Genomic DNA, 22,819 nt, shown 5'->3' on the forward strand with positions numbered 1-22,819 from the left:
TCGCATGCGTGGATTGCTAGCTACTTCGATCGGTGTCACCTGTGCGGCCGCCCTCGCCCTGCCCCTGACGTCGCCCGCCACGGCGGCGGCGGTGCGACCGGCGCCGACCGCGGAGGCCGGCACCGGGGCCGCCAGAGCGGCTGCCCTCCCCGGCAGCACCCAGTCGCTGCCCCTCACCCCCCTCACCCGCGACCGCGCCCTCGGCTCCGCCGACCGGGGCACACGGCGCACGGACGTCCACCGCTTCTCCCTCCTGGGCGTCGTCTGGGACGACCCGGACGCCGCACTTCACGGCCGCGTCCAGGTCCGCACCCGGCCGGCCGGCGGCGACGCCTGGTCCGGCTGGCAGGACGTGGAGACCCACAACGCCGACCACGGCGCCGACCCGGGCACCGCCGAACGCACCTCGGGCCATGTCCGGGGCGCCACCGCCCCCCTGTGGGTCGGCGACTCCGACGGCGTCGAGATCCGCGTCCACCCCGACTCCTCCCTCCCCGCCGGCCTGCGCCTCGAGTTGGTCGACCCAGGGGGCGCCGCCCCCGAGCACGTGCCCGTGGCGCCGCGCAGCCGAGCCCTGCCGGTCCCGTCGACCCCGAAGCTGTCCCCGGCCGAGCGGTCGGCCTCCGCCGCCAACGCGCCCCTCGCCCGGCTGGGCGCCACGAAGATCAGCGCCCTCGACCGCGAACGGACGAGACGCGAACTCGGCACGAAGAAGGCGGGGAAGCACCGCGCGGCCCCCTACATCGGCCCCCGGCCGAGCATCGTCACCCGCCGCGGCTGGGGCGCCGACGAGAGCATGCGGGAGACCGGCTTCCGCTACACCACCACGGTGAAGGCCGCCTTCGTCCACCACACGGCCACCGGCAACAACTACACCTGCGCACAGGCCCCGTCCGTGATCCGCGGCATCTACCGCTACCACGTCAAGAGCATGGGCTGGCGGGACATCGGCTACAACTTCCTCATCGACAAGTGCGGAACCATCTACGAGGGCCGCGCCGGCGGTGTCGCCAAGGCCGTCATGGGCGCCCACACCCTCGGCTTCAACACCAACAGCATGGGCGTCGCCGTCCTCGGCACCTTCACCTCCGCCAAGCCGAACTCGGCCACCGTCACGGCCATCGCGCGTCTGACGGCATGGAAACTCGGTCTCTTCGGGGCGAATCCGAAAGGCACGACCTACCTGAAGTCCGGGGGTGGGAATCTGTACGCCAAGGGAAAGAACGTACGACTGAACGTGATCTCCGGTCACCGTGACGGGTTCGCCACGGAATGCCCGGGCAAGCAGCTCTACGGCAAGCTCGGCACGGCCCGCTCGACCGCGGCGACCTACCAGGGCCGCTGAGGGCGGACCACGTCCGGATCGCGCCGGGGGCCAGGGGAGGCCCCCGGTACCGACCGCACCCGCCCGCACCGCACCGCACCCGAACCGCACCCGAACGGCGGGAGAACACATCCAGGTGGGGGCATATTTCATCAGCCGTCGGGGGGACAGTCTCCTCGGGACTGGGACGGAACACCGCACGGCCTGGAAAGCGCCACACAACGGTCTGCATACACTGGCCGGTCGAATGACAGTTCGGCCGGTCCCGGCAGGAAGCAGAGACGAAGGTGACAGAAGCGATCCTCCTGGTCGGCGGCAAGGGCACCCGGCTGCGCCCGCTCACGGTGCACACGCCCAAGCCCATGGTCAGGGCGGCGGGGGTGCCTTTCCTCACGCACCAGTTGGCGCGGGCGAAGGCGGCGGGGGTGGACCACATCGTCCTCGCGACGAGCTATCTCGCGGAGGTCTTCGAGCCGTACTTCGGCGACGGCTCGTCCCTGGGCCTGCACATCGAGTACGTGACGGAGGACGAGCCCCTCGGCACGGGCGGCGCGATCCGCAACGTGGCGTCCCGTCTGCACTCGGCCCCCGACGACCCGGTGCTGGTCTTCAACGGCGACATCCTCACGGGCCTGGACATCAGAAGACTGGTGACCACCCATCAGGAGACGGCGGCGGATGTGTCGCTGCACCTGACGAAGGTGACGGACCCCAGGGCCTACGGGCTGGTCCCCACGGACGGCACGGGCCGGGTCCTCGCCTTCCTGGAGAAGCCCGAGACCCCCGAGGAGATCGTCACCGACCAGATCAACGCGGGCGCGTACGTCTTCCGCCGTTCGGTCATCGACACGATCCCGCAGGGCCGCCCCGTCTCGGTGGAACGCGAGACGTTCCCCGGCCTGCTGGCCGCCGGGGCCCACCTCCAGGGCATGGTGGACTCCACCTACTGGCTGGACCTCGGCACCCCCGCGGCCTTCGTACGAGGCTCCGCCGACCTCGTCCTCGGACGCGCCCCGTCCCCCGCGGTCCCCGGCCGCTGCGGCGACCGGCTGATCCTCCCCACCGCCCGGGTCGCCGCGGACGCCAAGCTCACCGGCGGCACGGTGGTCGGCGAGGGCGCCTTCGTGGCGGAGGGCGCGCGGGTCTTCGGCTCCACGATCCTCCCCGGCGCCGTCATCGAACCGGGCGCCGTCATCACCGACTCCCTCATCGGCACCCGGGCGCGGGTCGGCGAACGCTCCGTCCTCACCGGCACGGTCATCGGCGACGGCGCGGTCGTCGGCCCCGACAACGAACTCCGTGAGGGCGCCCGCGTCTGGTGCGACGCCCGTATCCCGGCAGGAGCGGTCCGCTTCTCCTCCGACCAGTAACCGCCTCACCCGCCGGGGGGCTCACCTCTCGACGCCGGCCGCGGCAGGTCAGCCCGTCCGGCGCTCGAGGACCAGGCCCGTCCGGCGCTCGAGGACGACGCGCGTTCGGGGCCGATCGGAGGTCCAGGGGGGGCGTGGCCCCCTGGCATCGGGGCCGAAGGGGCGAAAGCCCCTTCACAGCGCCCCGATGTCCCCCCGCCGCATCCGCGGCGCCCTCCGCTCCGGCACCCGCCCGCTCAGCAGGATCAACCGGGCGGCCCGATGCCGCTGCCCCGCATACGGCTCCAGCAGCTCCAGCATCGCCGCGTCGTCCGCGTCCCGGTCCCCGGCCAGCGCCCACCCCACGATCCCCGGCAGATGCAGGTCCCCCACCGTCACCGCGTCCGCCGCGCCATGACTGCGCTGCACGGTCTCCGCCGAGGTCCACGGCCCGATCCCCGCCACCACCTCCAGCCGGGCCCGCGCCTCCTGCGCGGACATCCCCACCGCCTCCTCCATCCGCCGCGCCACCCGCACCGCCCGCAGGATCGTCGACGCCCGCTTGTTGTCGACGCCCGCCCGGTGCCACTCCCACGACGGAATCAGCGCCCAGGTCCGCGCCGGGGGCATCACCCACAGCCGTCCGCCGGCCGCGGGTCCCGGTGCCGGCTCCCCGAACTTCCGCACCAGCGACCGCCACGCCCGGTACGCCTCGTCGGTCGTGACCTTCTGCTCGAGAATCGACGGGATCAACGAATCCAGCACCAGTCCGGTCCGCGTCAGCCGCAGCCCCGGCCGCCGGTGCCAGGCGTGCGCCACCACCCGGTGCCTCGGCACGAACGCCTCCGGCTCGTCGCCGGCGCCCAGCAGCTCGGGCAGCCCCTCCAGCAGCCACTCCGCCCCCGGCCCCCACGCCTCTCCCCGTACGACACCGGCGCCGGGCGCCACCGAGACCCGCAGGGTCCCCGCCCCGGCGGGCGTCAGACTGGCCCGCCACACCGACCCGTCCGGCATCGCCCGGAACGTCGGGTCCTGGGCCCCTCGCCGCAACGGCCCCAGCACCAGCCCCAGATCGACCGGCCCCCGCGGCACCCACTCGCGCACCCGCCCCGGCCCGTCGGTGTCCCGCGCCGCCGTCCGCGCGGGCACGGGGACATGCCCGCCGCGCACGGTCGTACGCGTGGACCTGGGTGCGAAACGTCCCGCCACGATGCCCGTCCCGAATCCGGAGAACCGATGGAAGCCCTGCCTGCCGACCCGCCTCTCACCGCACCTCGATGAACCCCTCCACCTCGCGCGCGCCCCGCTCCCGAGGCTCCTCGGCCGCGTGTCCGACGGCCACCGCACCCATCGGATCCCATTCCCGCGGCAGCCCGAGCACCTCCCGCACCACGTCCCGGCAGAACATCGTGGACGACACCCACGCCGAGCCCAGCCGCTCCCCGGCCAGCGCCACCAGGAAGTTCTGCACGCCGGCCCCGGTCGCGACGACGAACATCTCCCGCTCGGCCCCGTCCCGCCGCGGGTCGCCGTAGGTGTGGGAGCCGTCCATCACCAGACAGGGGACCACCAGGTAGGGCGCGTTGCGCAGCACGTCCCCCCGCCGCACCCGCTTGGCGATCGACTCCTCGGACTTACCGTCCCGTCGCAGATCCGCGATCCAGGCGTCCCGCATCGCGTCCAGCAGCCGGGTCCGGGACTCCGGCGACTCCAGCAGCACGAACCGCCACGGCGTCGTGTGATGCGGCGCCGGCGCCGTGACCGCCGCGGCGACCGCCCGCCGGACCGCACCCGGGTCCACCGGCTCGTCGGTGAAGGCCCGCACCGTCCGCCGCTGCGTCACCGCCAGCCGCACCGCCTCCGAGGTCCCCAGCCGGAACATGTCGTCCCGGGCCCCGCGCACCAGCGCCGAGGCGCCCGACTCGAAACCGGAGCCGGCCGGGCCCCCGGATTCCTCGGAGCCCTCGGAGCCCTCGGAGCCCTCGGAGCCCTCGGAGTTCCGGGAGCCGGCCGAGCCGTCCGAGGGTGCCACCACGACATGCGCCAGCCCCCGCACCACGGCGACCGGCAGCCCGGCCGCCTTGCCCTTCACCAGGTCGCCGGCCGCGGCCAGTTCGTCCGCGGTCGCGACGACCGTCGCGCTCAGCGGATTGCCGTGCGCGTCCGTGCCCCCGCGCAGATCGTCCAGCACCCGCACCCCGGCGGCGCCGATCGCCACGTCCGTCAGCCCCGCCCGCCAGGGACGCCCGAAGGTGTCGGTGACGACGACCCCGACCTCGACGCCGAGCGAGTCCCGCAGCCCGTCCCGGATCGCCCGCGCGGACGCGTCCGGGTCCTCGGGCAGCAACAGCACTGTCCCGGCAGGGGTGTTGGAGGCGTCGACCCCCGCCGCCGCCATGATCAGCCCCTGCCGGTTCTCCACGATCCGCAGCGTCCCGCGCCGCGCCACGACCCGTACGGTCTCCGCGTCGATCGCGGCCTCCCGGTCGTCCGCCCGGACGATCCGCCCCTCCGCCTTGGACACGATCTTCGACGTCACCAGGAGCACGTCCCCGTCGGCGAGACCGGGCTCGGCGGCGGCGATCAGCTTGGCGATGTCGTCGCCGTCCCGCACCTCGGGCAGCCCGGCGACCGCCCACACCCGGTAGCCCCGCTCCCCGCTCACGCCGTCCGCACCTCCTCCGCCAGCTCCAGCGCCTCCCGGGCCATCCGCGCGGTCGCGTCGAGGTCGCTCATCATCAGGGGGACGGCCCGGCAGCGGATGCCGGCCGCCTCGATCCGCTCCACCGAGCCCGCGTCCACGGTGTCCACGAGCCAGCCGTCCAGCAGCCCCGAGCCGTAGTGCTCGGCGACCGCGGCGGCCGTCGACTCCACACCGACCGCGGCGAGCACCTTGTCGGCCATGCCCCGCACGGGCGCGTCCCCGACGATGGGGGAGAGGCCCACGACCGGGACCCCCGCGTCGGCGATCGCCTCCCGGATGCCGGGCACGGCGAGGATGGTGCCGACGGAGACGACCGGGTTCGACGGCGGGAACAGCACGACGTCCGCCGCGGCGATCGCCTCCAGCACCCCCGGCGCCGGCTTCGCCTGTTCCGCGCCGACCGGCACGACCGCCTCGGCCGGCACCGACGCCCGCAGCCGCACCCAGTACTCCTGGAAGTGCACGGCCCGGCGCTCGCCGTCGATCTCGGCCGCGACATGCGTCTCGACCCGGTCGTCCGTCATCGGGATCAGCCGCACCCCGGGCTTCCACCGGTCGCACAGCGCCTCGGTCACCGCGCTCAGCGGGTACCCGGCGCCGATCATCTGCGTCCGCACGATGTGCGTGGCGAAGTCCCGGTCGCCCAGCCCGAACCACTCCGGCCCGACGCCGTACGCCGCGAGCTCCTCCTTGACCCGGAAGGACTCCTCCGCCCGGCCCCAGCCCTGCTCCTCGTCGATGCCGCCGCCGAGCGTGTACATCACGGTGTCGAGGTCCGGGCAGACCTTCAGCCCGAAGAGATGGATGTCGTCGCCGGTGTTGCCGATGACGGTGATGTCCGCGTCCGGCACGGCCTGCTTCAGACCGCGCAGGAACCGGGCACCGCCGATGCCGCCTGCCAGAACCACAATGCGCATGGGAGTCAGTCTCGCAGGCCCCGTCGGCGACCCGCCCGGCGGTTGTGGACAACCCCCCGCCTGACCCCCCGCCTGTGGACAACCCGGCCACCCGTACGAGCGCCGGCCCGTGCGTACCGGCCTTGCGCACCGGCCGCGGCCGGCCTACGCGCCGACGGCGTCCACCGTGTCGTACGTCTCCCGCGCCGTGCACGCCGTGTGGTGCATGGGCATCTCGGTGAGCCCGGGGAAGTACACGTGCAGGCTCACCGCCGGCTCCAGCGCGTCGTTGGCCACGTCGTGCGCGTACCCCGGCGCGAACACGCGCTGCGCGCCCGCTCCCAGCACCCGCTCGCCCCGCTCCGTGCGCTCGGTCAGCTCTCCGTCCAGGACGGTCAGCACACCGGAGGAGCGGCCGTGGTCGTGCAGGCCGCTGCCCTGACCCGGCACCCAGGACAGCAGCCACACCTCGTAGCCGGGGCCGGTGCGCAGCCGGTGGTACCAGCGGCTCGCCGCGTCGTAGCGGACGAGGTGCTCCCACGCGGCACGGTCGGCGGCGATCGAGCGGGCCAGACCGACGAACTCGGCCACGGTGGCCGGGTGCTCGCGCGGTGCCTGGAGAAGATGGGGGACTTCGAGGATGTCGCCGGCGATCTGGAGGTCGCTGTCGCTGTTCATGGGGTGGGGTGGTTCCTCGGCGGAAGAGTGGGGGGCGGCTGGGAGTCACGAGCCGTCCACCCGGATCACGGGTGGATCAGGGGTGCCCTGGTGCGGGCCGAAGGGAAACAGCGGCCGGGACGCGGTGGACCCGGGAGGAGCAGCCGGAGCGCGTTGGCTCAACAGCTGGAACAGCGACAACAGCTACAGCGAGCACGAGCAGCACCGTGGGACCCGGCGGAGCGGGTCGAGGTGAGTGCCGAGTTCGCGAGCATGCCCACAAGGACATCGGGTCACACCTGCCGGTGTCAACTCGGCGCCCGGTATGTGGGACACGGTTCACCTCATCCGGTGCATCTGGAAGGTGAAAGGTTTGTGCACAAGTCGGCCGGGACACACGAGGCACAAGTCCGGACGTGTGAGCCGTTGCGACGCAACGGGATCGAACTTCTGGGCGTCTTGCCCCGTGGAAGCACTGTGCGGGGTCCGCCCCCTCCAGGGCCCCCATCTGCATGTCAAGGTTTATGGCGATTTGAACACTTACCGCACGGCCTTGGTTCCGCAGAGTGAATAAGGGGCTCAATAGCAGATCTCGGCTTGACTCGCCCGGAGCAGCACACTTGTAATTTCACTCGTGTCGTTCAGCCGACATCGGTAATGGGCCAAGGCGCCGCCATCGGTGAACGGCCAGGTACACGGGGACGCGAAAGACAGAGCGAGGGGCGCACATGACCGAGCTGGTGCAGCAACTGCTGGTCGACGACGCGGGCGAAGAACTCGGCTGGCAGGAGCGCGCACTGTGCGCCCAGACCGATCCCGAGTCCTTCTTCCCCGAGAAGGGCGGCTCGACCCGCGAGGCCAAGAAGGTCTGTCTCGCCTGCGAGGTCCGCTCCGAATGCCTCGAGTACGCCCTCGCCAACGACGAACGCTTCGGCATCTGGGGCGGGCTGTCCGAGCGCGAGCGCCGCAGGCTCAAGAAGGCCGCCGTCTGACCGACGGGCCCCGCCCGGACGCGAGCCGCCCCCCGGGGCGCGCTGCACCCGGACCGGGCGGACATGGCGGTGAACGGCCCGTCGCAGGTGGGTTGTCCACAGGCGGCGGGCCGCCGTCCTGCCCAGCCGATAGTGTGGGCGCTCGTCCGAGACACCCCGCCGCCCACCCGCGGCGCAGGCGTCCACCACGTCCACCGAACCGGGGCCCGTACCTCGATGTCCGTGCACAGCCACACGGCAGGCCACCAAGGCGGCGCTGCCACACCTGAGTTTCCGCGTCATGTCGTCACCGCGGTCCTCGTCGCCCACGACGGTGCCCGCTGGCTGCCCGACGCGCTCGCCGGGCTGCTCGGCCAGGAGCGCCCCGTCCAGTCCGTCATGGCCGCCGACACCGGCAGCTCGGACGACTCCGCCCGCCTCGTCACCGAGGCCCTCGGCGACGACCGCGTCCTGCACCTCGCCCGGCGCACCGGCTTCGGCCAGGCCGTCGAGGAGGCCAACCGCACCGCACCCGTCCTCACCCCCGAGGAACTGCCGTACCTGAAGCGGCCCAGCGGCTGGGACCCCGTCACGCGCACGTGGCGCGACGACGCCTACGACCTCCCCGACCTCCCGCACGGCGAACCGGTCCAGTGGCTGTGGCTGCTGCACGACGACTGCGCCCCCGAACCCGACGCCCTCGCCGAACTCCTGCGCGTCGCCGACAACGAACTCGAACTCGGCCGCGACGACGTGGCCGTCGTCGGCCCCAAGCTCCGCGGCTGGTACGACCGCCGCCAGCTCCTCGAGGTCGGCGTCACCATCGCCTCCTCCGGCCGCCGCTGGACCGGCCTGGACCGCCGCGAACAGGACCAGGGCCAGCACGACCACGTCCGGCCCGTGCTGTCCGTGTCCACCGCCGGCATGCTGATCCGCCGCGACGTCTTCGAGGAACTCGGCGGCTTCGACCGCCGCCTGCCCCTGATGCGCGACGACGTCGACCTGTGCTGGCGCGCCACCGCCGCCGGCCACCGCGTCCTCGTCGCCCCCGAAGCCGTCGTACGGCACGCCGAGGCCGCCTCCCGCGAGCGCCGAGCCGTCGACTGCGCGGGCCGCACCACCGCCTCCCCGCACAAGGTCGACAAGGCCGGCGCCGTCTACACCCTCCTCGTCAACAGCCGTACCGCACAGCTGCCCTGGATCCTGCTGCGCCTGGTCCTCGGCACCCTGCTGCGCACCGTCGCCTACCTCGTCGGCAAGGTCCCGGGACAGGCCCTCGACGAGATCCGCGGCCTGCTCGGCACCCTGCTGCGTCCCGAGCGGATCATCGCCGGACGCCGCAGGCGCGGCACACCCCGGATCGACAAGGGCGAACTGCGCGCCCTGTTCCCGCCGCCCGGCGCGACCGTACGGGCCACCGTCGAACAGGTCGCCGGCGACCTCTTCGGCTCCTCCGACACCGAGACCCCCGGCGGTGCCGGACGGCACGGCGGCGGACTGGAGTCCGGCCCCGGCGGCGACGACGCCGACTTCCTCGAGATCGAGCAGTTCGCCCGCCTCAAGCGCATCGCCCGCAAACCCGGCCCGGTGCTCTTCCTGGTCCTGCTGCTCGTCTCCCTCGTCGCCTGCCGCGGCCTCCTGGGCGGCGGCGCCCTCGCGGGCGGCGCCCTGCTGCCCGCCCCCGCCGACGCCTCCGACCTCTGGTCGCGCTACCTCGACGCCTGGCACCCGGTCGGCGCCGGCGGCACCTCCGCCGCCCCGCCCTACCTCGCGATCGTCGCGACCCTCGCCACCCTGCTGCTCGGCTCCACCGGCCTCGCCCTCACCCTGCTCCTCGTCTGCTCGGTGCCCCTGGCCGGCCTCACCGCCTACTTCGCGTCACGCCCCCTCGTCGAGTCACGCCTCCTGCGCGCCTGGGCCGCCGTCGTCTACGCCTTCCTGCCCGCGGCCACCGGCGCCCTCGCCGGCGGCCGCGTCGGCACCGCCGTCCTCGCCGTCCTGCTGCCGCTCATCGCCCGCGCGGGAGCCGCCGCGAGCGGCCTGACGCACGCCTCCGGCGCACGCGGCAGCTGGCGCGCCACCTGGGCGTACGCCCTGCTGCTGACGATCACCACCGCGTTCACGCCCATCGTCTGGCCCCTCGCGCTGGTCCTCGGCCTCGCCGTGCTGGCCGTGCGCCGCGCCGACATCACCGCCTACGGCCTGCGCTTCCTCGCCCAGCTCGGCACCCCCCTGCTGGTCCTCGCGCCCTGGTCGCTGTCCCTGCTCCCGTTCGGCTTCTTCACCCAGGCCGGACTCGACTACGCGCCGTCCACCGCGTCCGCCCTCGACCTGCTCGCCGCCAGCCCCGGCGGACCCGGCACCGTCGACGGGCTGATGCTCATCGGCGTCGTCCTCGCCGCGCTCGCCGCCCTGCTGCGCGGCGAGCGCCAGTCCGGCATCTGGACGGCCTGGGCGGTCGCCCTGGTGGCGCTCGTCCTCGCGGTCCTGTCCAACAACTCCACCTGGGCCGGACCCGCCACCCTCGTCTACGGCATCGCGCTCCTGGCCGCCGCCGTCCTCGGCGCCGACGGCGCACGCACGCGTGTCGCCGAACAGAGCTTCGGCTGGCGCCAGCCCGTCGCGGCCCTCATCGCCTTCGCCTCCGCCGCCGGCCCCCTGCTGCTCGCCGCGGGCTGGATGATCGGCGGCGCCGACGGCCCCCTGGAGCGCCGCGACCCCGTCCAGGTCCCCGCGTTCGTCGCCGAGGAGGCCGGCAACCGCGACCAGTCCCGCACCCTCGTCCTCGACAGCGACTCCACCGCCCACGTCGACTACATGCTGGTCCGCGGCTCCGGCGCCCGCCTCGGAGACGCCGAACTCGCCGCGGCCGACGGCGAGAACCCGCAGCTCGACAAGGTCGTCGCCAACCTCGTCGCCGGCTCCGGCGCCGACCAGGCCGACCAGCTCGGCAAGTTCGCCGTCGGATACGTCCTCGTCCACAAGGGCGCCCCCCGTGACGTCACCCGCGTCCTGGACGCCACCCCCGGCCTGAAGCGACTCAGCCAGCAGGACGGCAGCGCCCTGTGGCGGGTCGGCCAGGAGGTCTCCCGCGCGGCGGTCGTCACCGAGTCCGGCAAGGGCACGGCGACCCCGGTGGCCGCCGGCCCGGTCGACATCCACACCACGATCCCGTCGGGCGCCGACGGCCGGATCCTGCGCCTGGCCGACGCCGCGGCCGAGGGCTGGACCGCCACCCTGGACGGCAAACCGCTCACCCGCACCACCGTCGACGGCTGGGCCCAGGGCTTCGAACTGCCCGCCTCCGGCGGCAGGCTGGACGTCACCTACGACGACCCGTTCACCCACACCGCCTGGCTGTGGGCGCAGGGCATCCTGGCCCTCGTCCTCGTCGTCCTCGCCCTGCCCGGCCGCCGCCGCGACGTCGACGACGACCTCCCCGAGGAGGAGCTCGCCGAGGACCGGCCCGCCGAGGGCGAGGGCCGCCGCGCCCGCAGACTGCGCGCCCAGGCCGAGGAGACGGAGGAACCCGCCCCGCAGGACGACGGCTTCCCGTCCTCGCAGGACGACTTCCCCACCCCTCCCCAGGAGGAGACCCCGCAGGACACGCCGGACCAGGCCCCGGTCGACATCCCGCAGCAGCAGTCGTACGGCGACTGGGACCAGCCGAGCTACGCGGGCGCCGAGTACGGCGGCTACCAGGGCGAGCAGTACCAGGGCGCCCAGCAGTACCCGGCGGGCGGCTACGACCAGCAGTCCTACGACCCCTACCAGGCCGGCCAGTACGACCCCTACGCCTACGACGGCCAGGGCGGGCAGGCGCCGTACGAGCAGACGTACGGCTACGACCAGGGCTACGGCAACCAGGGCTACGACCCCGCCTACGACCCGGCGCAGCAGCACCCCCACGGCACCGGCAGCGAGCGTCCCGACGGGAGCCAGCAGTGAACCGCACCACCCTGTCCCTGATCGCCGGCACGGCCGCGCTCGCCGCCGTCACCGGGTTCGCCACGCTCAACGAGCCCAAGGGCGCCGGCGCGGAGGACCCGGCCAAGGCCGCCGCCGTGCTGCCCGTGGAGCGCAGCAGCCTGCTCTGCCCGGCGCCCAGCACCTCCGACATCGCCCAGACGTCCTACACGTCGTTCACCCCCGTCACCAAGGGCACGGCAGGCGACGGCACGGCCGAACTCGCCGCCGCCACCGCGGCGTCGGCGGACCCGGCCGACGACACGTCCGACAAGGACAAGAAGAAGGACGGGACCGGCGGGACGGGCAAGACCGGCGATACCGACAAGGCCGGCAAGGACGGCAAGGACGGCAAGGGTGGCAAGAAGGCGGAGAAGTCCGTCGTCACCCCCAAGGAGCCCGGCACCCCCGCCAGCGGCGACGCCGACGGCGGGGAGTCGCCCGCGCTCGTCGGCACCGCCGAGGGCAAGTTCGCGCCCGGCTGGACGGTCCAGGAGACCACCGAGGTCGCCGCGGGCTCCGGCCGCGGTCTCCTGGGCGTCACCTGCACCCCGGCGGACACCGAGTTCTGGTTCCCCGGCGCCAGCACCGCGGCCGACCGCACGGACTACGTCCACCTCACCAACCCGGACGACTCCGCAGCCGTCGCCGACATCGAGCTCTACGGCAAGGACGGCGCCCTGCAGACCACGGTGGGGGAGGGCATCACGGTCCCGCCGCACTCCAGCGAGCCGATCCTGCTGTCCACGCTCACCGACGCCAAGGAGGACGACCTCACCGTCCACGTCAACGTCCGCGGCGGCCGCGTCGGCGCGGCGGTGCAGGCCCTGGACGACAAGCTCGGCGGCGACTGGCTGGCCGCCGCCACCGACCCGGCGCCCGACCTGGTCGTCCCCGGCATCCCCAAGGACGCCACCGCCGTCCGGCTCGTCGTCTACGCGCCGGGGGACGCCGACGCCGACCTCAAGATCCAGCTCGCCTCCCCGAGCGGACTGATCACCCCGGCCGGGCACGAGACCGTGCACGTCAAGGGCGGCATGACGACCGCCGTCGACCTCGGCGACGTCACCCGCGGCGAGGCGGGCTCGATCGTCCTGACGCCCACCGACCGGTCGGTGCCGGTCGTCGCGGCCGTACGGGTGCTGCGCGGCAAGGGCGGCAACCAGGAGTCGGCGTTCATCCCCGCCTCCGCGCCGGTCGGCACGCGCGCGTCCGCCGCCGACAACACCGCCAAGGGCTCCACCCTCTCCCTGACCGCCCCCAAGGGCACCGCCAAGGTCAAGGTCACCGCGTCCGCGGGCAGCGAGGGCGGAACGGCCGCCTCCAAGACGTACACGATCAAGTCCGGTACGACGCAGGACGTCGAACTCCCCGTCCCCGCCGGCCTGAAAGGCACCTTCGCCCTGACCGTCGAACCCCTCACCGGCACCCCCGTCTACGCGGCCCGCACCCTGGCGGCGACCGAGGAAGGCGTCCCGGGCTTCACGATCCAGACGCTGCCGGACGACCGGGGCACGGTCGAGGTCCCCCGGGCGGACGAGAACATGGCGGTGCTGCAGAAGTGACCCCGGAGACGGTGGTCGGTCGAGACGGCGGTCAGTCCTCGTCGCCGTAGCGCGGATCCACCGTCTCCGGGGTCAGCCCCAGCAGCTCCGCCACTTGTTCCACGACCACCTCGTGCACCAGCGCGGCCCGTTCGTCGCGGCCCTTGGTGCGGATCTCGACCGGGCGCCGGTAGACGACCACCCGCGCCCGCCGCCCCTCCCGCGCGGGAACCGTCCCGCCGAGGGGCACCGCCTCGTCGTTCCACGGCTCACCGGCCGCCGCCGGGCGCGGCACCTCGAGCACCATGAAGTCGATCTCGGCGAGCTGGGGCCAGCGCCGCTCCAGCCGCTCCACGGAGTCCTGCACCAGATCGGCGAACGCGTCGGCGCGACTCGCGGCCAACGGCACCTGAGGGGGCGCGATCGGTCCTCGCATCCCCCGGCCGTGGCGATCACGGCGGCGGGGTCCGGGGCCTGCGGCACGGGGCGGTACGGGGCTGTCCATCACTACTGAAGGGTAGACCCCGCCCCGGCCTGCCGTCCGGCCCCACACCCGCCTCGCGGGACGACCATTCCAGCCAAGGTTGGGCTCGATTCCGTATCTCTCCGAGACCGGTGAACTCACGGCAATTGATGCTGTTTGTACCGCCCGGCGGCAGAGAGGCTCCGTCTTCTTCTCGCCAATGACTGGTGTTCGCGCAGGTCAGCGGGGTATGACTGGAGAGGCCCGTGGGGCGTTTCACAACACGACACGGTGGAGTGACCTGGTGGAGAGTCGTCGCGGCCCGCTCAAGAGTGCGGTACCGTCCAACGTCGTGAGCCCTGTACGTCGCTGTTCGCGAACCGCCTGCGGCCGACCCGCCGTCGCGACGCTGACGTACGTCTACGCCGACTCGACCGCGGTCCTCGGCCCGCTCGCCACCTACGCCGAACCCCACTGCTACGACCTGTGCGCCGAGCACTCCGAGCGCCTCACCGCGCCGCGCGGCTGGGAGGTCGTCCGGCTGCTCGACGGCTCGGCTCCCGCACGGCCCAGCGGCGACGACCTGGAAGCGCTTGCCAACGCCGTCCGCGAGGCGGCCCGCCCACAGGAACGCGCGGCCCAGGCGGGCGGCGGCGGACGCGGCGCGGACCCGATGGAGGTCGCCCGCCGCGGCCACCTGCGCGTCCTGCGCTCACCGGACAACTGAGCCCCCGTAAGCCCCCTGTGCCCGGCACCTTCTGACGCCCCGTCGACACCTGCGGACCGCGCCCGCGACCCCTGCTCCGGCCGACACCGGCGAAACCGCTTTCCGCGCGGACGGCCGCCACGGCGGTCGGCACACGCGCGTGACGCGAGGGGCGCCGCCGCGGGCGAGGGTCGTCACCGGGTGTCCAGGGTTGGTGCGCAAGGTTACTTCTGCGGGTCCACTGCGCGGGCGCACAGCCGCCGCCGAACCCTTCCGGGTAGTTTGTGGCGACTGAACAGGACTTCCAGGAAGGGTGGCCCGTGGCTGCTGATCTGTCGCAGATCGTGAAGGCGTACGACGTCCGCGGGGTGGTCCCGGACCAGTGGGACGAGTCCCTCGCCGCACTCCTCGGAGCGGCCTTCGCCCAGGTGACCGGCGCCGAGGCGATCGTCGTCGGCCACGACATGCGCCCCTCCTCACCCGGACTGAGCGGCGCCTTCGCGCGCGGGGCGGCCGCACTCGGCGTCGACGTCACCGAGATCGGCCTGTGCTCCACGGACCAGCTCTACTACGCCTCCGGCGCCCTCGACCTGCCCGGCGCCATGTTCACCGCCTCGCACAACCCCGCCCGCTACAACGGCATCAAGCTCTGCCGCGCCGGCGCCGCCCCCGTCGGCCAGGACACCGGACTGGCCGACATCCGCGCCCTCGTGGAGCGCTGGACGGACACCGGCGCCCCCGAGGCCGCTCCCGTCCCGGGAACCCTCACCCGGACCGACACGTTGAAGGACTACGCGGCGCACCTGCGCTCACTCGTCGACCTGACCTCCATCCGCCCGCTGAAGGTCGTGGTCGACGCGGGCAACGGCATGGGCGGCCACACCGTCCCCACCGTGTTCGACGGCCTCCCCCTGACCGTCGTCCCCCTCTACTTCGAACTCGACGGCACCTTCCCCAACCACGAGGCCAACCCTCTGGACCCGGCCAACCTCGTCGACCTGCAGCACCGCGTCCGCGAGGAGTCCGCCGACCTCGGCCTCGCCTTCGACGGCGACGCCGACCGCTGCTTCGTCGTCGACGAGCACGGCGACCCGGTCTCCCCGTCCGCGATCACCGCCCTGGTCGCCGCCCGCGAACTCGCGCGCAACGGCGGCCGGGGCACGGTCATCCACAACCTGATCACCTCCCGCACCGTCCCCGAGGTGATCGAGGAGAACGGCGGCAGCCCCGTCCGCACCCGCGTCGGCCACTCCTTCATCAAGGCCGAGATGGCCCGCCACGGCGCGATCTTCGGCGGCGAGCACTCCGCCCACTACTACTTCAAGGACTTCTGGAACGCCGACACCGGCATGCTCGCCGCCCTCCACGTCCTGGCGGCCCTCGGCGGCCAGAACGGCCCCCTGTCCTCCCTCGTGGCGGCCTACGACCGCTACACCGGCTCCGGCGAGATCAACTCCACGGTCGCCGACCAGGCCGACCGCATCGCCGCGATCAAGGCCGCCTACACCGGCGTCCCCGACGTCACCCTCGACGAACTCGACGGCCTCACCGTCTCCACGCCCGACTGGTGGTTCAACGTCCGCCCCTCCAACACCGAGCCCCTCCTGCGCCTCAACGCCGAGGCCCGCGACGAACCCACGATGACCAAGATCAGGGACGAGGTCCTGGCGATCATCCGCGCCTGAGGACACCCCACGGGGCCCGCGGCCCAGCAGCGGTGCGGCCCCGCCCGGGTACGGGCGGCGGGACCGCACCACCCGCCGCACCGCCCCCACCGGCGGTACGCTGACCAGGCACATCCAGCCACCCCCGCACGCACCCGAAGGGACACCTCATGCCGCTCGAAGCCGGCCTCCTGGAGATCCTCGCCTGCCCGGCCTGCCACGCCCCCCTCAAGGAGCAGGACGCCGAGCTGATCTGCACCGGCCAGGACTGCGGTCTGGCGTACCCCGTCCGCGACGGCATCCCCGTCCTCCTCGTCGACGAGGCCCGCCGCCCCGCGTAACGACGAGGCCGCGCCACCCCGCGCGACCACTCCCCGCGACGCCGGCCCACCCGCGCCGCCCGGCCCGGGCGCCGGCAGCGCCGTACCACCACGAACGGCACCGTGGCCCGAACCGCGGCACGACGGCCACGACCGGCACCCGGCCGCAACCACGGCACCACGGCCCGAACCGGCACCACCGCGTCCACCCCGGCACCCCGACGACCCCCCGGCGATCGGAGACCCCCGCCATGCTCGACGACTCACTGCTCGACACGCCGGAGGCCCTCGCCGAGGCCGACCGCCGAGCCCTCCTGCGCGGCGCCGCCGAAGCCGGCGCCCGCGTCCGCGCCGCCGCCCGCCACGCAGCCGAAGCCGGGGTGAACGACCTCAAGCCCGACGGCCGCCCCCGCGCCATCCTCATCGCGGGCCCGGGCGCCGCCGCCACCTGCGTCGCCGACCTCCTCGGCACCCTCGCCGGCGCCGCCTGCCCCGTCATCCGGCTCGCCCCCAGCGGCGTCGCCCCCGCCGCGGGCGCCCTGCGCTGGGAACTCCCCGGCTGGGCCGGCTCCGTCGACCTCCTCCTCATCGCCACCCCCGACGGCACCGAACCCGGCCTCGCCCTCCTCGCCGAGCAGGCCTACCGCAGGGGCTGCACCGTCGTCGCCGTGGCCCCCGCCCGCACCCCCCTCACCGACGCCGCCGACGCCGCGCACGGCCTCTTCGTACCGATGGCGACCGCCCCGTACGAGCACGACGAACAGCCCCCCGTCGCCGCCTCCGCCCCCGGCGTCCTGTGGGCCCTGCTCACCCCCCTCCTCGCGCTCCTCGACCGCATCGCCCTGCTCTCCGCCCCCGCCGGCGCCCTCGAAAAGGTCGCCGACCGCCTCGACCAGGTCGCCGAACGCTGCGGCCCCGCCATCGCCACCTACAGCAACCCGGCGAAGACCCTGGCCGCCGAACTCGCCGACGCCCTCCCGGTGATCTGGACCGAGGGCGTCTCCGCCGGCCCCGCCGGCCGCCGCTTCGCCTCCGCCCTCGCCGAACTGGCCGGCCGCCCCGCCCTCGTCGCCGAACTGCCCGAGGCGCTCGCCGAACACAGCGCCCTCCTCGCCGGCCCCCTCGCCGCCAACGCCGACCCCGACGACTTCTTCCGCGACCGCGTCGAGGAAGCCCCCGCCCTCCACGCGCGCGTGGTGCTCCTGCGCGACCGGCCCCTCGGCGGCCTCACCGCCGCCCCCTCCGCCCGCGACCTGGCCCTCAGCCACGACACCCCGATCAGCGAACTCGAACCCGACGACGGCGACGAACTGGTCACCCTCGCCGAACTGATCGCCACCACGGATTTCGCCGCCGTCTACCTGGCGCTCGCCTCCCAGGCCTGACCGCCGGACAGACACGACAGACGACAAGACAGGCAGAGAACCCGATGGACCGCCTCGACAACACCGTCCGCCCCTACGCCTGGGGTTCCCCCACCGCCATCCCGCACCTCCTCGGCACCGAACCGACCGGCGAACCCCAGGCGGAGATGTGGATGGGCGCCCACCCCGGCGCCCCCTCCCGCACCGGACGCGGCACCCTCGTCGAGGTGATCGACACCGACCCGCGGCGCGAACTCGGCGACCGCACGGTGGCCCGGTTCGGCCCCCGCCTGCCCTTCCTCCTCAAGCTCCTCGCCGCCGGCGCCCCCCTCTCCCTCCAGGTCCACCCCGACCTCACCCAGGCCAAGGAGGGCTACGAGGACGAGGAACGCCGCGGCATCCCCGTCGACGCCCCCCACCGCAACTACAAGGACGCCAACCACAAGCCCGAACTCATCTGCGCCCTCACCGAGTTCGACGGCCTGTGCGGCTTCCGGCACCCCCTGCGGGCCGCCGCCCTCCTCGACGGCCTCGGCGTCGACTCCCTCAAGCCGTACGTCGACCTCCTGCACGCCCACCCCGAAGAAGCCGCCCTGCGCGAGGTCCTCACCGCCGTCCTCACCGCGGACCCCGACGACATGGCCCGCACGGTCACCGCCGCCGCGGCCGCCTGCGACCGCCTCGGCGGCGACTACGCCCCCTACGCCGGCATCGCCCACCACTACCCCGGCGACCCCGGCGTCATCGCCGCCCTGCTCCTCAACCACGTCCGGCTCCAGCCCGGCGAGGCCCTCTACCTCGGCGCCGGCATCCCGCACGCCTACCTGAGCGGCCTCGGCGTCGAGATCATGGCCAACTCCGACAACGTCCTGCGCTGCGGCCTCACCCCCAAGCACGTCGACGTCCCCGAACTCCTGCGCATCGTCCGCTTCGAGCCCGGCGACCCCGGCGTCCTGCGCCCCGAGGCATCCCCCGACGGCGAAGAGGTCTACGAGACCCCCATCGACGAGTTCCGCCTCTCCCGGTACGTCCTCCCCGAGGGCTCCGACCCCCACGACCTCACCCGCGAGACCCCGCAGATCCTCCTCTGCACCGCCGGAACGGTACGAGCCGGAGACCACCCGCTCGCCCCCGGCCAGTCGGTCTTCGTCCCCGCCGGCGAGAAGACCGAGGTGTCCGGCACCGGAACCCTCTTCCGCGCCACGGTGATTGTCTGACCGCAGGTGTGGATACCTGACGAACCGCCGCCGGACCGGGCTGCAACAATGACCCACCGGCAAAGGCCGGGCAAAGAGGCCTTGGACGGCGAACAGGACGTACGACCCACGTACGCGAGGCGAAGGGACAACGCGAACACATGAGCGCGTCAGGCGGCACCAGGGCGATCGTGGCGGCACTCGGCGCCAACCTCGCCATCGCGGCATCCAAATTCGTGGCGTTCGCCTTCAGCGGCTCCTCCTCGATGCTCGCAGAAGGCGTCCACTCGCTCGCCGACTCCGGCAACCAGGCCCTCCTCCTCGTCGGCGGCAAGAAGGCCCAGCGCGAAGCCACCCCCCAACACCCCTTCGGCTACGGCCGCGAGCGCTACATCTACGCCTTCCTCGTCTCCATCGTCCTCTTCTCCGTCGGCGGCATGTTCGCCATCTACGAGGGCTACGAGAAGATCAAGCACCCCCACGAGATCGAGCACTGGTACTGGCCGGTCGGCGTCCTCGGCTTCGCGATCATCGCCGAGGGCTTCTCCTTCCGCACCGCCATCAAGGAGTCCAACGAACTCCGCGGCTCCCTCTCCTGGTCCCAGTTCGTCCGCCGCGCCAAGGCCCCCGAACTCCCCGTCGTCCTCCTCGAGGACTTCGGCGCCCTCATCGGCCTCGTCCTCGCCCTCGGCGGCGTCGGCCTCGCCCTCCTCACCGGCGACGGCATCTGGGACGGCATCGGCACCGTCTGCATCGGTGTCCTCCTCGTCCTGATCGCCCTCGTCCTCGCCGCCGAGACCAAGTCCCTCCTCCTCGGCGAGGCCGCCGGCCTCGAACAGGTCCAGAAGATCGAGACCGCCGTCGTCGACGGCCGCACCGTCACCGGCATCATCCACATGCGCACCCTCCACCTCGGCCCCGAAGAACTCCTCGTCGCCGCCAAGATCGCCGTACGGCACGACGACACCGCCGCCGAGGTCGCCACCGCCATCGACGCCGCCGAGGCCCGCATCCGCGCCGCCGTCCCCATCGCCCGGGTCATCTACCTCGAACCCGACATCTACAGCGAGAGGGAAGCCGCCAAGGGCCCCGACCCCGAAGCCACCCCCGGCGGCCCCGACCGGCACCCCGCCGACCACTGACCACCCCCGACACCTCCCCGACAGGGCCCGCCGCATCCCGGCGGGCCCTGCCGCCTTCCCCTCCCGCCCACCCCGAACGGCGCGATCTGTTCGCAGACGGACTGGGGCCGCCCGCCACCTCCGGTGTAGCTTGGACGGGAGCCAGACGTCGCTGCTGATGGCGGTCGGGCGGTCCCGAAGCGGACCGACCGAGGGAGAGAGGGCCTCCGACGGACTGCGCTGCGCGCACGCGGGCATGCCTGTGTCCCCCCGAGGGCACCCCTGTGTCCGCCGCCGCGCAGACCAGCCCTACCCACACCTCGAACCAACCACCGAGGAGCAGCTCACCATGACGACTGTCGACAACCGACAGGACTTCAAGGTCGCCGACCTTTCCCTGGCCGCCTTCGGCCGCAAGGAGATCACCCTCGCCGAGCACGAGATGCCCGGCCTGATGTCCATCCGCAAGGAGTTCGCCGCCAGCCAGCCGCTGGCCGGCGCCCGGATCATGGGCTCGCTGCACATGACCGTGCAGACCGCCGTCCTGATCGAGACCCTGGTCGCCCTGGGCGCCGAGGTCCGCTGGGTCTCCTGCAACATCTTCTCCACCCAGGACCACGCCGCCGCAGCCGTCGCGGTCGGCCCGAACGGCACGCCCGACAACCCGCAGGGCGTCCCCGTCTTCGCCTGGAAGGGCGAGACCCTGGAAGAGTACTGGTGGTGCACGGAGCAGGCCCTGACCTGGCCGAACAGCCCCACCGGCGGCCCCAACATGATCCTCGACGACGGCGGTGACGCCACCCTCCTCGTCCACAAGGGCGTCGAGTACGAGAAGGCCGGCAAGGTCCCCTCCGTCGACACCGCCGAGAACGACGAGCACAGCGTCATCCTCGAACTCCTCAACCGCACCATCACCGACGGCTCCCAGAAGTGGACCCAGCTCGCCTCGGAGATCCGCGGTGTCACCGAGGAGACCACCACCGGCGTCCACCGCCTGTACGAAATGCAGCGCGACGGCGTGCTCCTCTTCCCGGCGATCAACGTCAACGACGCCGTCACCAAGTCGAAGTTCGACAACAAGTACGGCTGCCGCCACTCCCTCATCGACGGCATCAACCGCGCCACCGACGTCCTCATCGGCGGCAAGACCGCCGTCGTCTGCGGCTACGGCGACGTCGGCAAGGGCTGCGCCGAGTCCCTGCGCGGCCAGGGCGCCCGCGTCATCGTCACCGAGATCGACCCCATCTGCGCCCTCCAGGCCGCGATGGACGGCTACCAGGTCACGACCCTCGACGAGGTCATCGACAAGGCCGACATCTTCATCACCACGACCGGCAACAAGGACATCATCATGGCCGCCGACATGGCCAAGATGAAGCACCAGGCCATCGTCGGCAACATCGGCCACTTCGACAACGAGATCGACATGGCCGGCCTCGCCAAGATCCCCGGCATCGTCAAGGACGAGGTCAAGCCGCAGGTCCACACCTGGACCTTCCCCGACGGCAAGGTGATCATCGTCCTGTCCGAGGGCCGCCTGCTGAACCTGGGCAACGCCACCGGCCACCCCTCGTTCGTGATGTCCAACTCCTTCGCGGACCAGACCCTGGCCCAGATCGAGCTGTTCACCAAGCCCGACGAGTACCCGGTCGGCGTCTACACGCTGCCCAAGCACCTCGACGAGAAGGTCGCCCGCCTCCACCTCGACTCCCTCGGCGTCAAGCTGACGACGCTGCGCCCGGAGCAGGCCGCCTACATCGGCGTCCAGGTCGAAGGCCCGTACAAGTCGGACCACTACCGCTACTGATCCGGCAGCGGGCCCCCGGCCCTCCGCCGCACCAGCGAGCAGCAGCACCTCAGAGACAGGCCCCCGCACCCCCGTGTCGGGGGCCTGCCCCTTCGGCCCCTCGGCCGGACCGCCGCGGCGCCCCGACCAACCCGTCACACCCCAGGACCCCCATGCCCCGCGGCCGCTATGCACTCCACGACCTTCACGATCACACCCTCCTCGCACACGAACACTTCCAGTGCGCCCCCGGCCCCTCCGGCTGGCGCTACGTCTCCCAGCTGACCACCCCCACCGGCGAACACTCCGGCTCCGTCGACCTCACCCTCGACGACCTCGGCCGCCCCCTCCGCCTGGAACTGCACGCGAGCAGCTGGCAGGTCCGCGGTGCCGCCCTGGACGGCGTCACCTGGGTCCGCACCGACCCCACCGGCACCGACGCCACCGAAGGCAACACGCCCGCCCACGCCTTCACCGGCACCTCACCCGCGTTCCTCGTCGCCACCGCCCGCCTCCTGCGCCTCACCCCCTCCACCGCGGCCACCCGCGTACGTCTCGTCGCCTTCACCGACCCGGTCCTCGCCCCCCGCACCGTCGACCAGTCCTGGGCCCTCGTGAACAGCGAAACACACCCCACTGACACCGCCCCCCTGACCGTGGACGAATACCAGGTCACAGCACTGGACACCGGCGAACAGCACACCGTGCACCTCGCCGGCGACGTCGTCCTCGCGGCCCCCGGCATCGAACTCGAAGACCTCGAATCACCCCCGTCGACGTTCACCTGA

The 22,819-nt window shown here is 73.2% G+C and carries 18 protein-coding genes; 13 read left to right on the forward strand and 5 right to left on the reverse strand.

Annotation, left to right across the window (positions count from 1 at the left end):
- The first annotated feature begins 4 nt into the window (after positions 1-4).
- Entirely contained in the window at positions 5-1,345 is a 1,341-nt protein-coding gene (locus U5640_RS27440; RefSeq protein ID WP_340378393.1) for a peptidoglycan recognition protein, read from the forward strand.
- Positions 1,346-1,611: 266 nt separating this feature from the next.
- The gene (locus tag U5640_RS27445; protein WP_340378394.1) at positions 1,612-2,694 is read left to right on the forward strand and encodes an NDP-sugar synthase; all 1,083 of its coding nucleotides are present in this window, start codon (positions 1,612-1,614) and stop codon (positions 2,692-2,694) included.
- Positions 2,695-2,868: 174 nt separating this feature from the next.
- Here the strand turns inward: U5640_RS27445 and U5640_RS27450 are convergent, their stop codons facing one another.
- The 4 genes from U5640_RS27450 to U5640_RS27465 all read right to left on the reverse strand — a co-directional run bounded on the left by U5640_RS27450 (position 2,869) and on the right by U5640_RS27465 (position 6,951).
- Positions 2,869-3,882 (reverse strand): DNA-3-methyladenine glycosylase 2 family protein, encoded by a 1,014-nt coding sequence (locus U5640_RS27450; RefSeq protein ID WP_340378395.1) that lies wholly within the window; start codon positions 3,880-3,882, stop codon positions 2,869-2,871.
- A 55-nt stretch (positions 3,883-3,937) separates the two neighbouring features.
- Positions 3,938-5,338 carry a coenzyme F420-0:L-glutamate ligase gene (locus tag U5640_RS27455; protein ID WP_340378396.1) on the reverse strand — a complete coding sequence of 467 codons (1,401 nt, stop codon included), beginning with the start codon at positions 5,336-5,338 and terminating at the stop codon, positions 3,938-3,940.
- Positions 5,335-6,294, reverse strand: a complete 960-nt coding sequence (gene cofD, locus U5640_RS27460; RefSeq protein WP_340378397.1) for a 2-phospho-L-lactate transferase — start codon at positions 6,292-6,294, stop codon at positions 5,335-5,337. The genes U5640_RS27455 and cofD overlap by 4 nt, the downstream gene beginning before the upstream one ends.
- A 144-nt stretch (positions 6,295-6,438) precedes the next feature.
- Positions 6,439-6,951, reverse strand: coding sequence for a cysteine dioxygenase family protein (locus U5640_RS27465; protein ID WP_340378398.1), 513 nt, complete (start codon positions 6,949-6,951; stop codon positions 6,439-6,441).
- A gap of 707 nt (positions 6,952-7,658) precedes the next feature.
- Here U5640_RS27465 and U5640_RS27470 point away from each other — a divergent pair.
- The 3 genes from U5640_RS27470 (at position 7,659) to U5640_RS27480 (ending at position 13,432) form a co-directional block, all read left to right on the forward strand.
- Positions 7,659-7,922 (forward strand): WhiB family transcriptional regulator, encoded by a 264-nt coding sequence (locus tag U5640_RS27470; protein ID WP_030792866.1) that lies wholly within the window; start codon positions 7,659-7,661, stop codon positions 7,920-7,922.
- A gap of 216 nt (positions 7,923-8,138) precedes the next feature.
- Positions 8,139-11,849 carry a glycosyltransferase gene (locus U5640_RS27475; RefSeq protein ID WP_340378399.1) on the forward strand — a complete coding sequence of 1,237 codons (3,711 nt, stop codon included), beginning with the start codon at positions 8,139-8,141 and terminating at the stop codon, positions 11,847-11,849.
- A complete protein-coding gene (locus U5640_RS27480) occupies positions 11,846-13,432 on the forward strand; it encodes a DUF5719 family protein (RefSeq protein WP_340378400.1) in 1,587 nt (528 codons plus the stop codon). The genes U5640_RS27475 and U5640_RS27480 overlap by 4 nt, the downstream gene beginning before the upstream one ends.
- 31 nt (positions 13,433-13,463) lie before the next feature.
- Here the strand turns inward: U5640_RS27480 and U5640_RS27485 are convergent, their stop codons facing one another.
- Complete coding sequence (locus tag U5640_RS27485; RefSeq protein WP_340378401.1) at positions 13,464-13,916, reverse strand: metallopeptidase family protein; 453 nt, start codon at positions 13,914-13,916, stop codon at positions 13,464-13,466.
- 262 nt (positions 13,917-14,178) lie between these two features.
- Between U5640_RS27485 and U5640_RS27490 the strand changes: the two genes are divergently transcribed.
- The 8 genes from U5640_RS27490 to U5640_RS27525 all read left to right on the forward strand — a co-directional run bounded on the left by U5640_RS27490 (position 14,179) and on the right by U5640_RS27525 (position 22,819).
- On the forward strand, positions 14,179-14,601 hold the full coding sequence (locus U5640_RS27490) for a DUF3499 domain-containing protein (protein ID WP_059196228.1): 423 nt from the start codon (positions 14,179-14,181) through the stop codon (positions 14,599-14,601).
- A gap of 299 nt (positions 14,602-14,900) precedes the next feature.
- Entirely contained in the window at positions 14,901-16,265 is a 1,365-nt protein-coding gene (locus U5640_RS27495) for a phosphomannomutase/phosphoglucomutase (protein WP_340378402.1), read from the forward strand.
- A 149-nt stretch (positions 16,266-16,414) separates the two neighbouring features.
- Complete coding sequence (locus U5640_RS27500; RefSeq protein ID WP_020940431.1) at positions 16,415-16,585, forward strand: Trm112 family protein; 171 nt, start codon at positions 16,415-16,417, stop codon at positions 16,583-16,585.
- Between the two features lie 230 nt (positions 16,586-16,815).
- The gene (locus U5640_RS27505) at positions 16,816-17,949 is read left to right on the forward strand and encodes an SIS domain-containing protein (protein ID WP_340378403.1); all 1,134 of its coding nucleotides are present in this window, start codon (positions 16,816-16,818) and stop codon (positions 17,947-17,949) included.
- 44 nt (positions 17,950-17,993) lie between these two features.
- Complete coding sequence (gene manA / locus U5640_RS27510; RefSeq protein ID WP_340378404.1) at positions 17,994-19,145, forward strand: mannose-6-phosphate isomerase, class I; 1,152 nt, start codon at positions 17,994-17,996, stop codon at positions 19,143-19,145.
- A 140-nt stretch (positions 19,146-19,285) separates the two neighbouring features.
- On the forward strand, positions 19,286-20,266 hold the full coding sequence (locus U5640_RS27515) for a cation diffusion facilitator family transporter (protein ID WP_340378405.1): 981 nt from the start codon (positions 19,286-19,288) through the stop codon (positions 20,264-20,266).
- 328 nt (positions 20,267-20,594) lie between these two features.
- Positions 20,595-22,052, forward strand: a complete 1,458-nt coding sequence (gene ahcY, locus U5640_RS27520) for an adenosylhomocysteinase (protein WP_340378406.1) — start codon at positions 20,595-20,597, stop codon at positions 22,050-22,052.
- Between the two features lie 152 nt (positions 22,053-22,204).
- Entirely contained in the window at positions 22,205-22,819 is a 615-nt protein-coding gene (locus tag U5640_RS27525; RefSeq protein ID WP_340378407.1) for a hypothetical protein, read from the forward strand.

The sequence above is a fragment of the Streptomyces sp. SS7 genome (assembly GCF_037993025.1).
Lineage (GTDB): Bacteria > Actinomycetota > Actinomycetes > Streptomycetales > Streptomycetaceae > Streptomyces.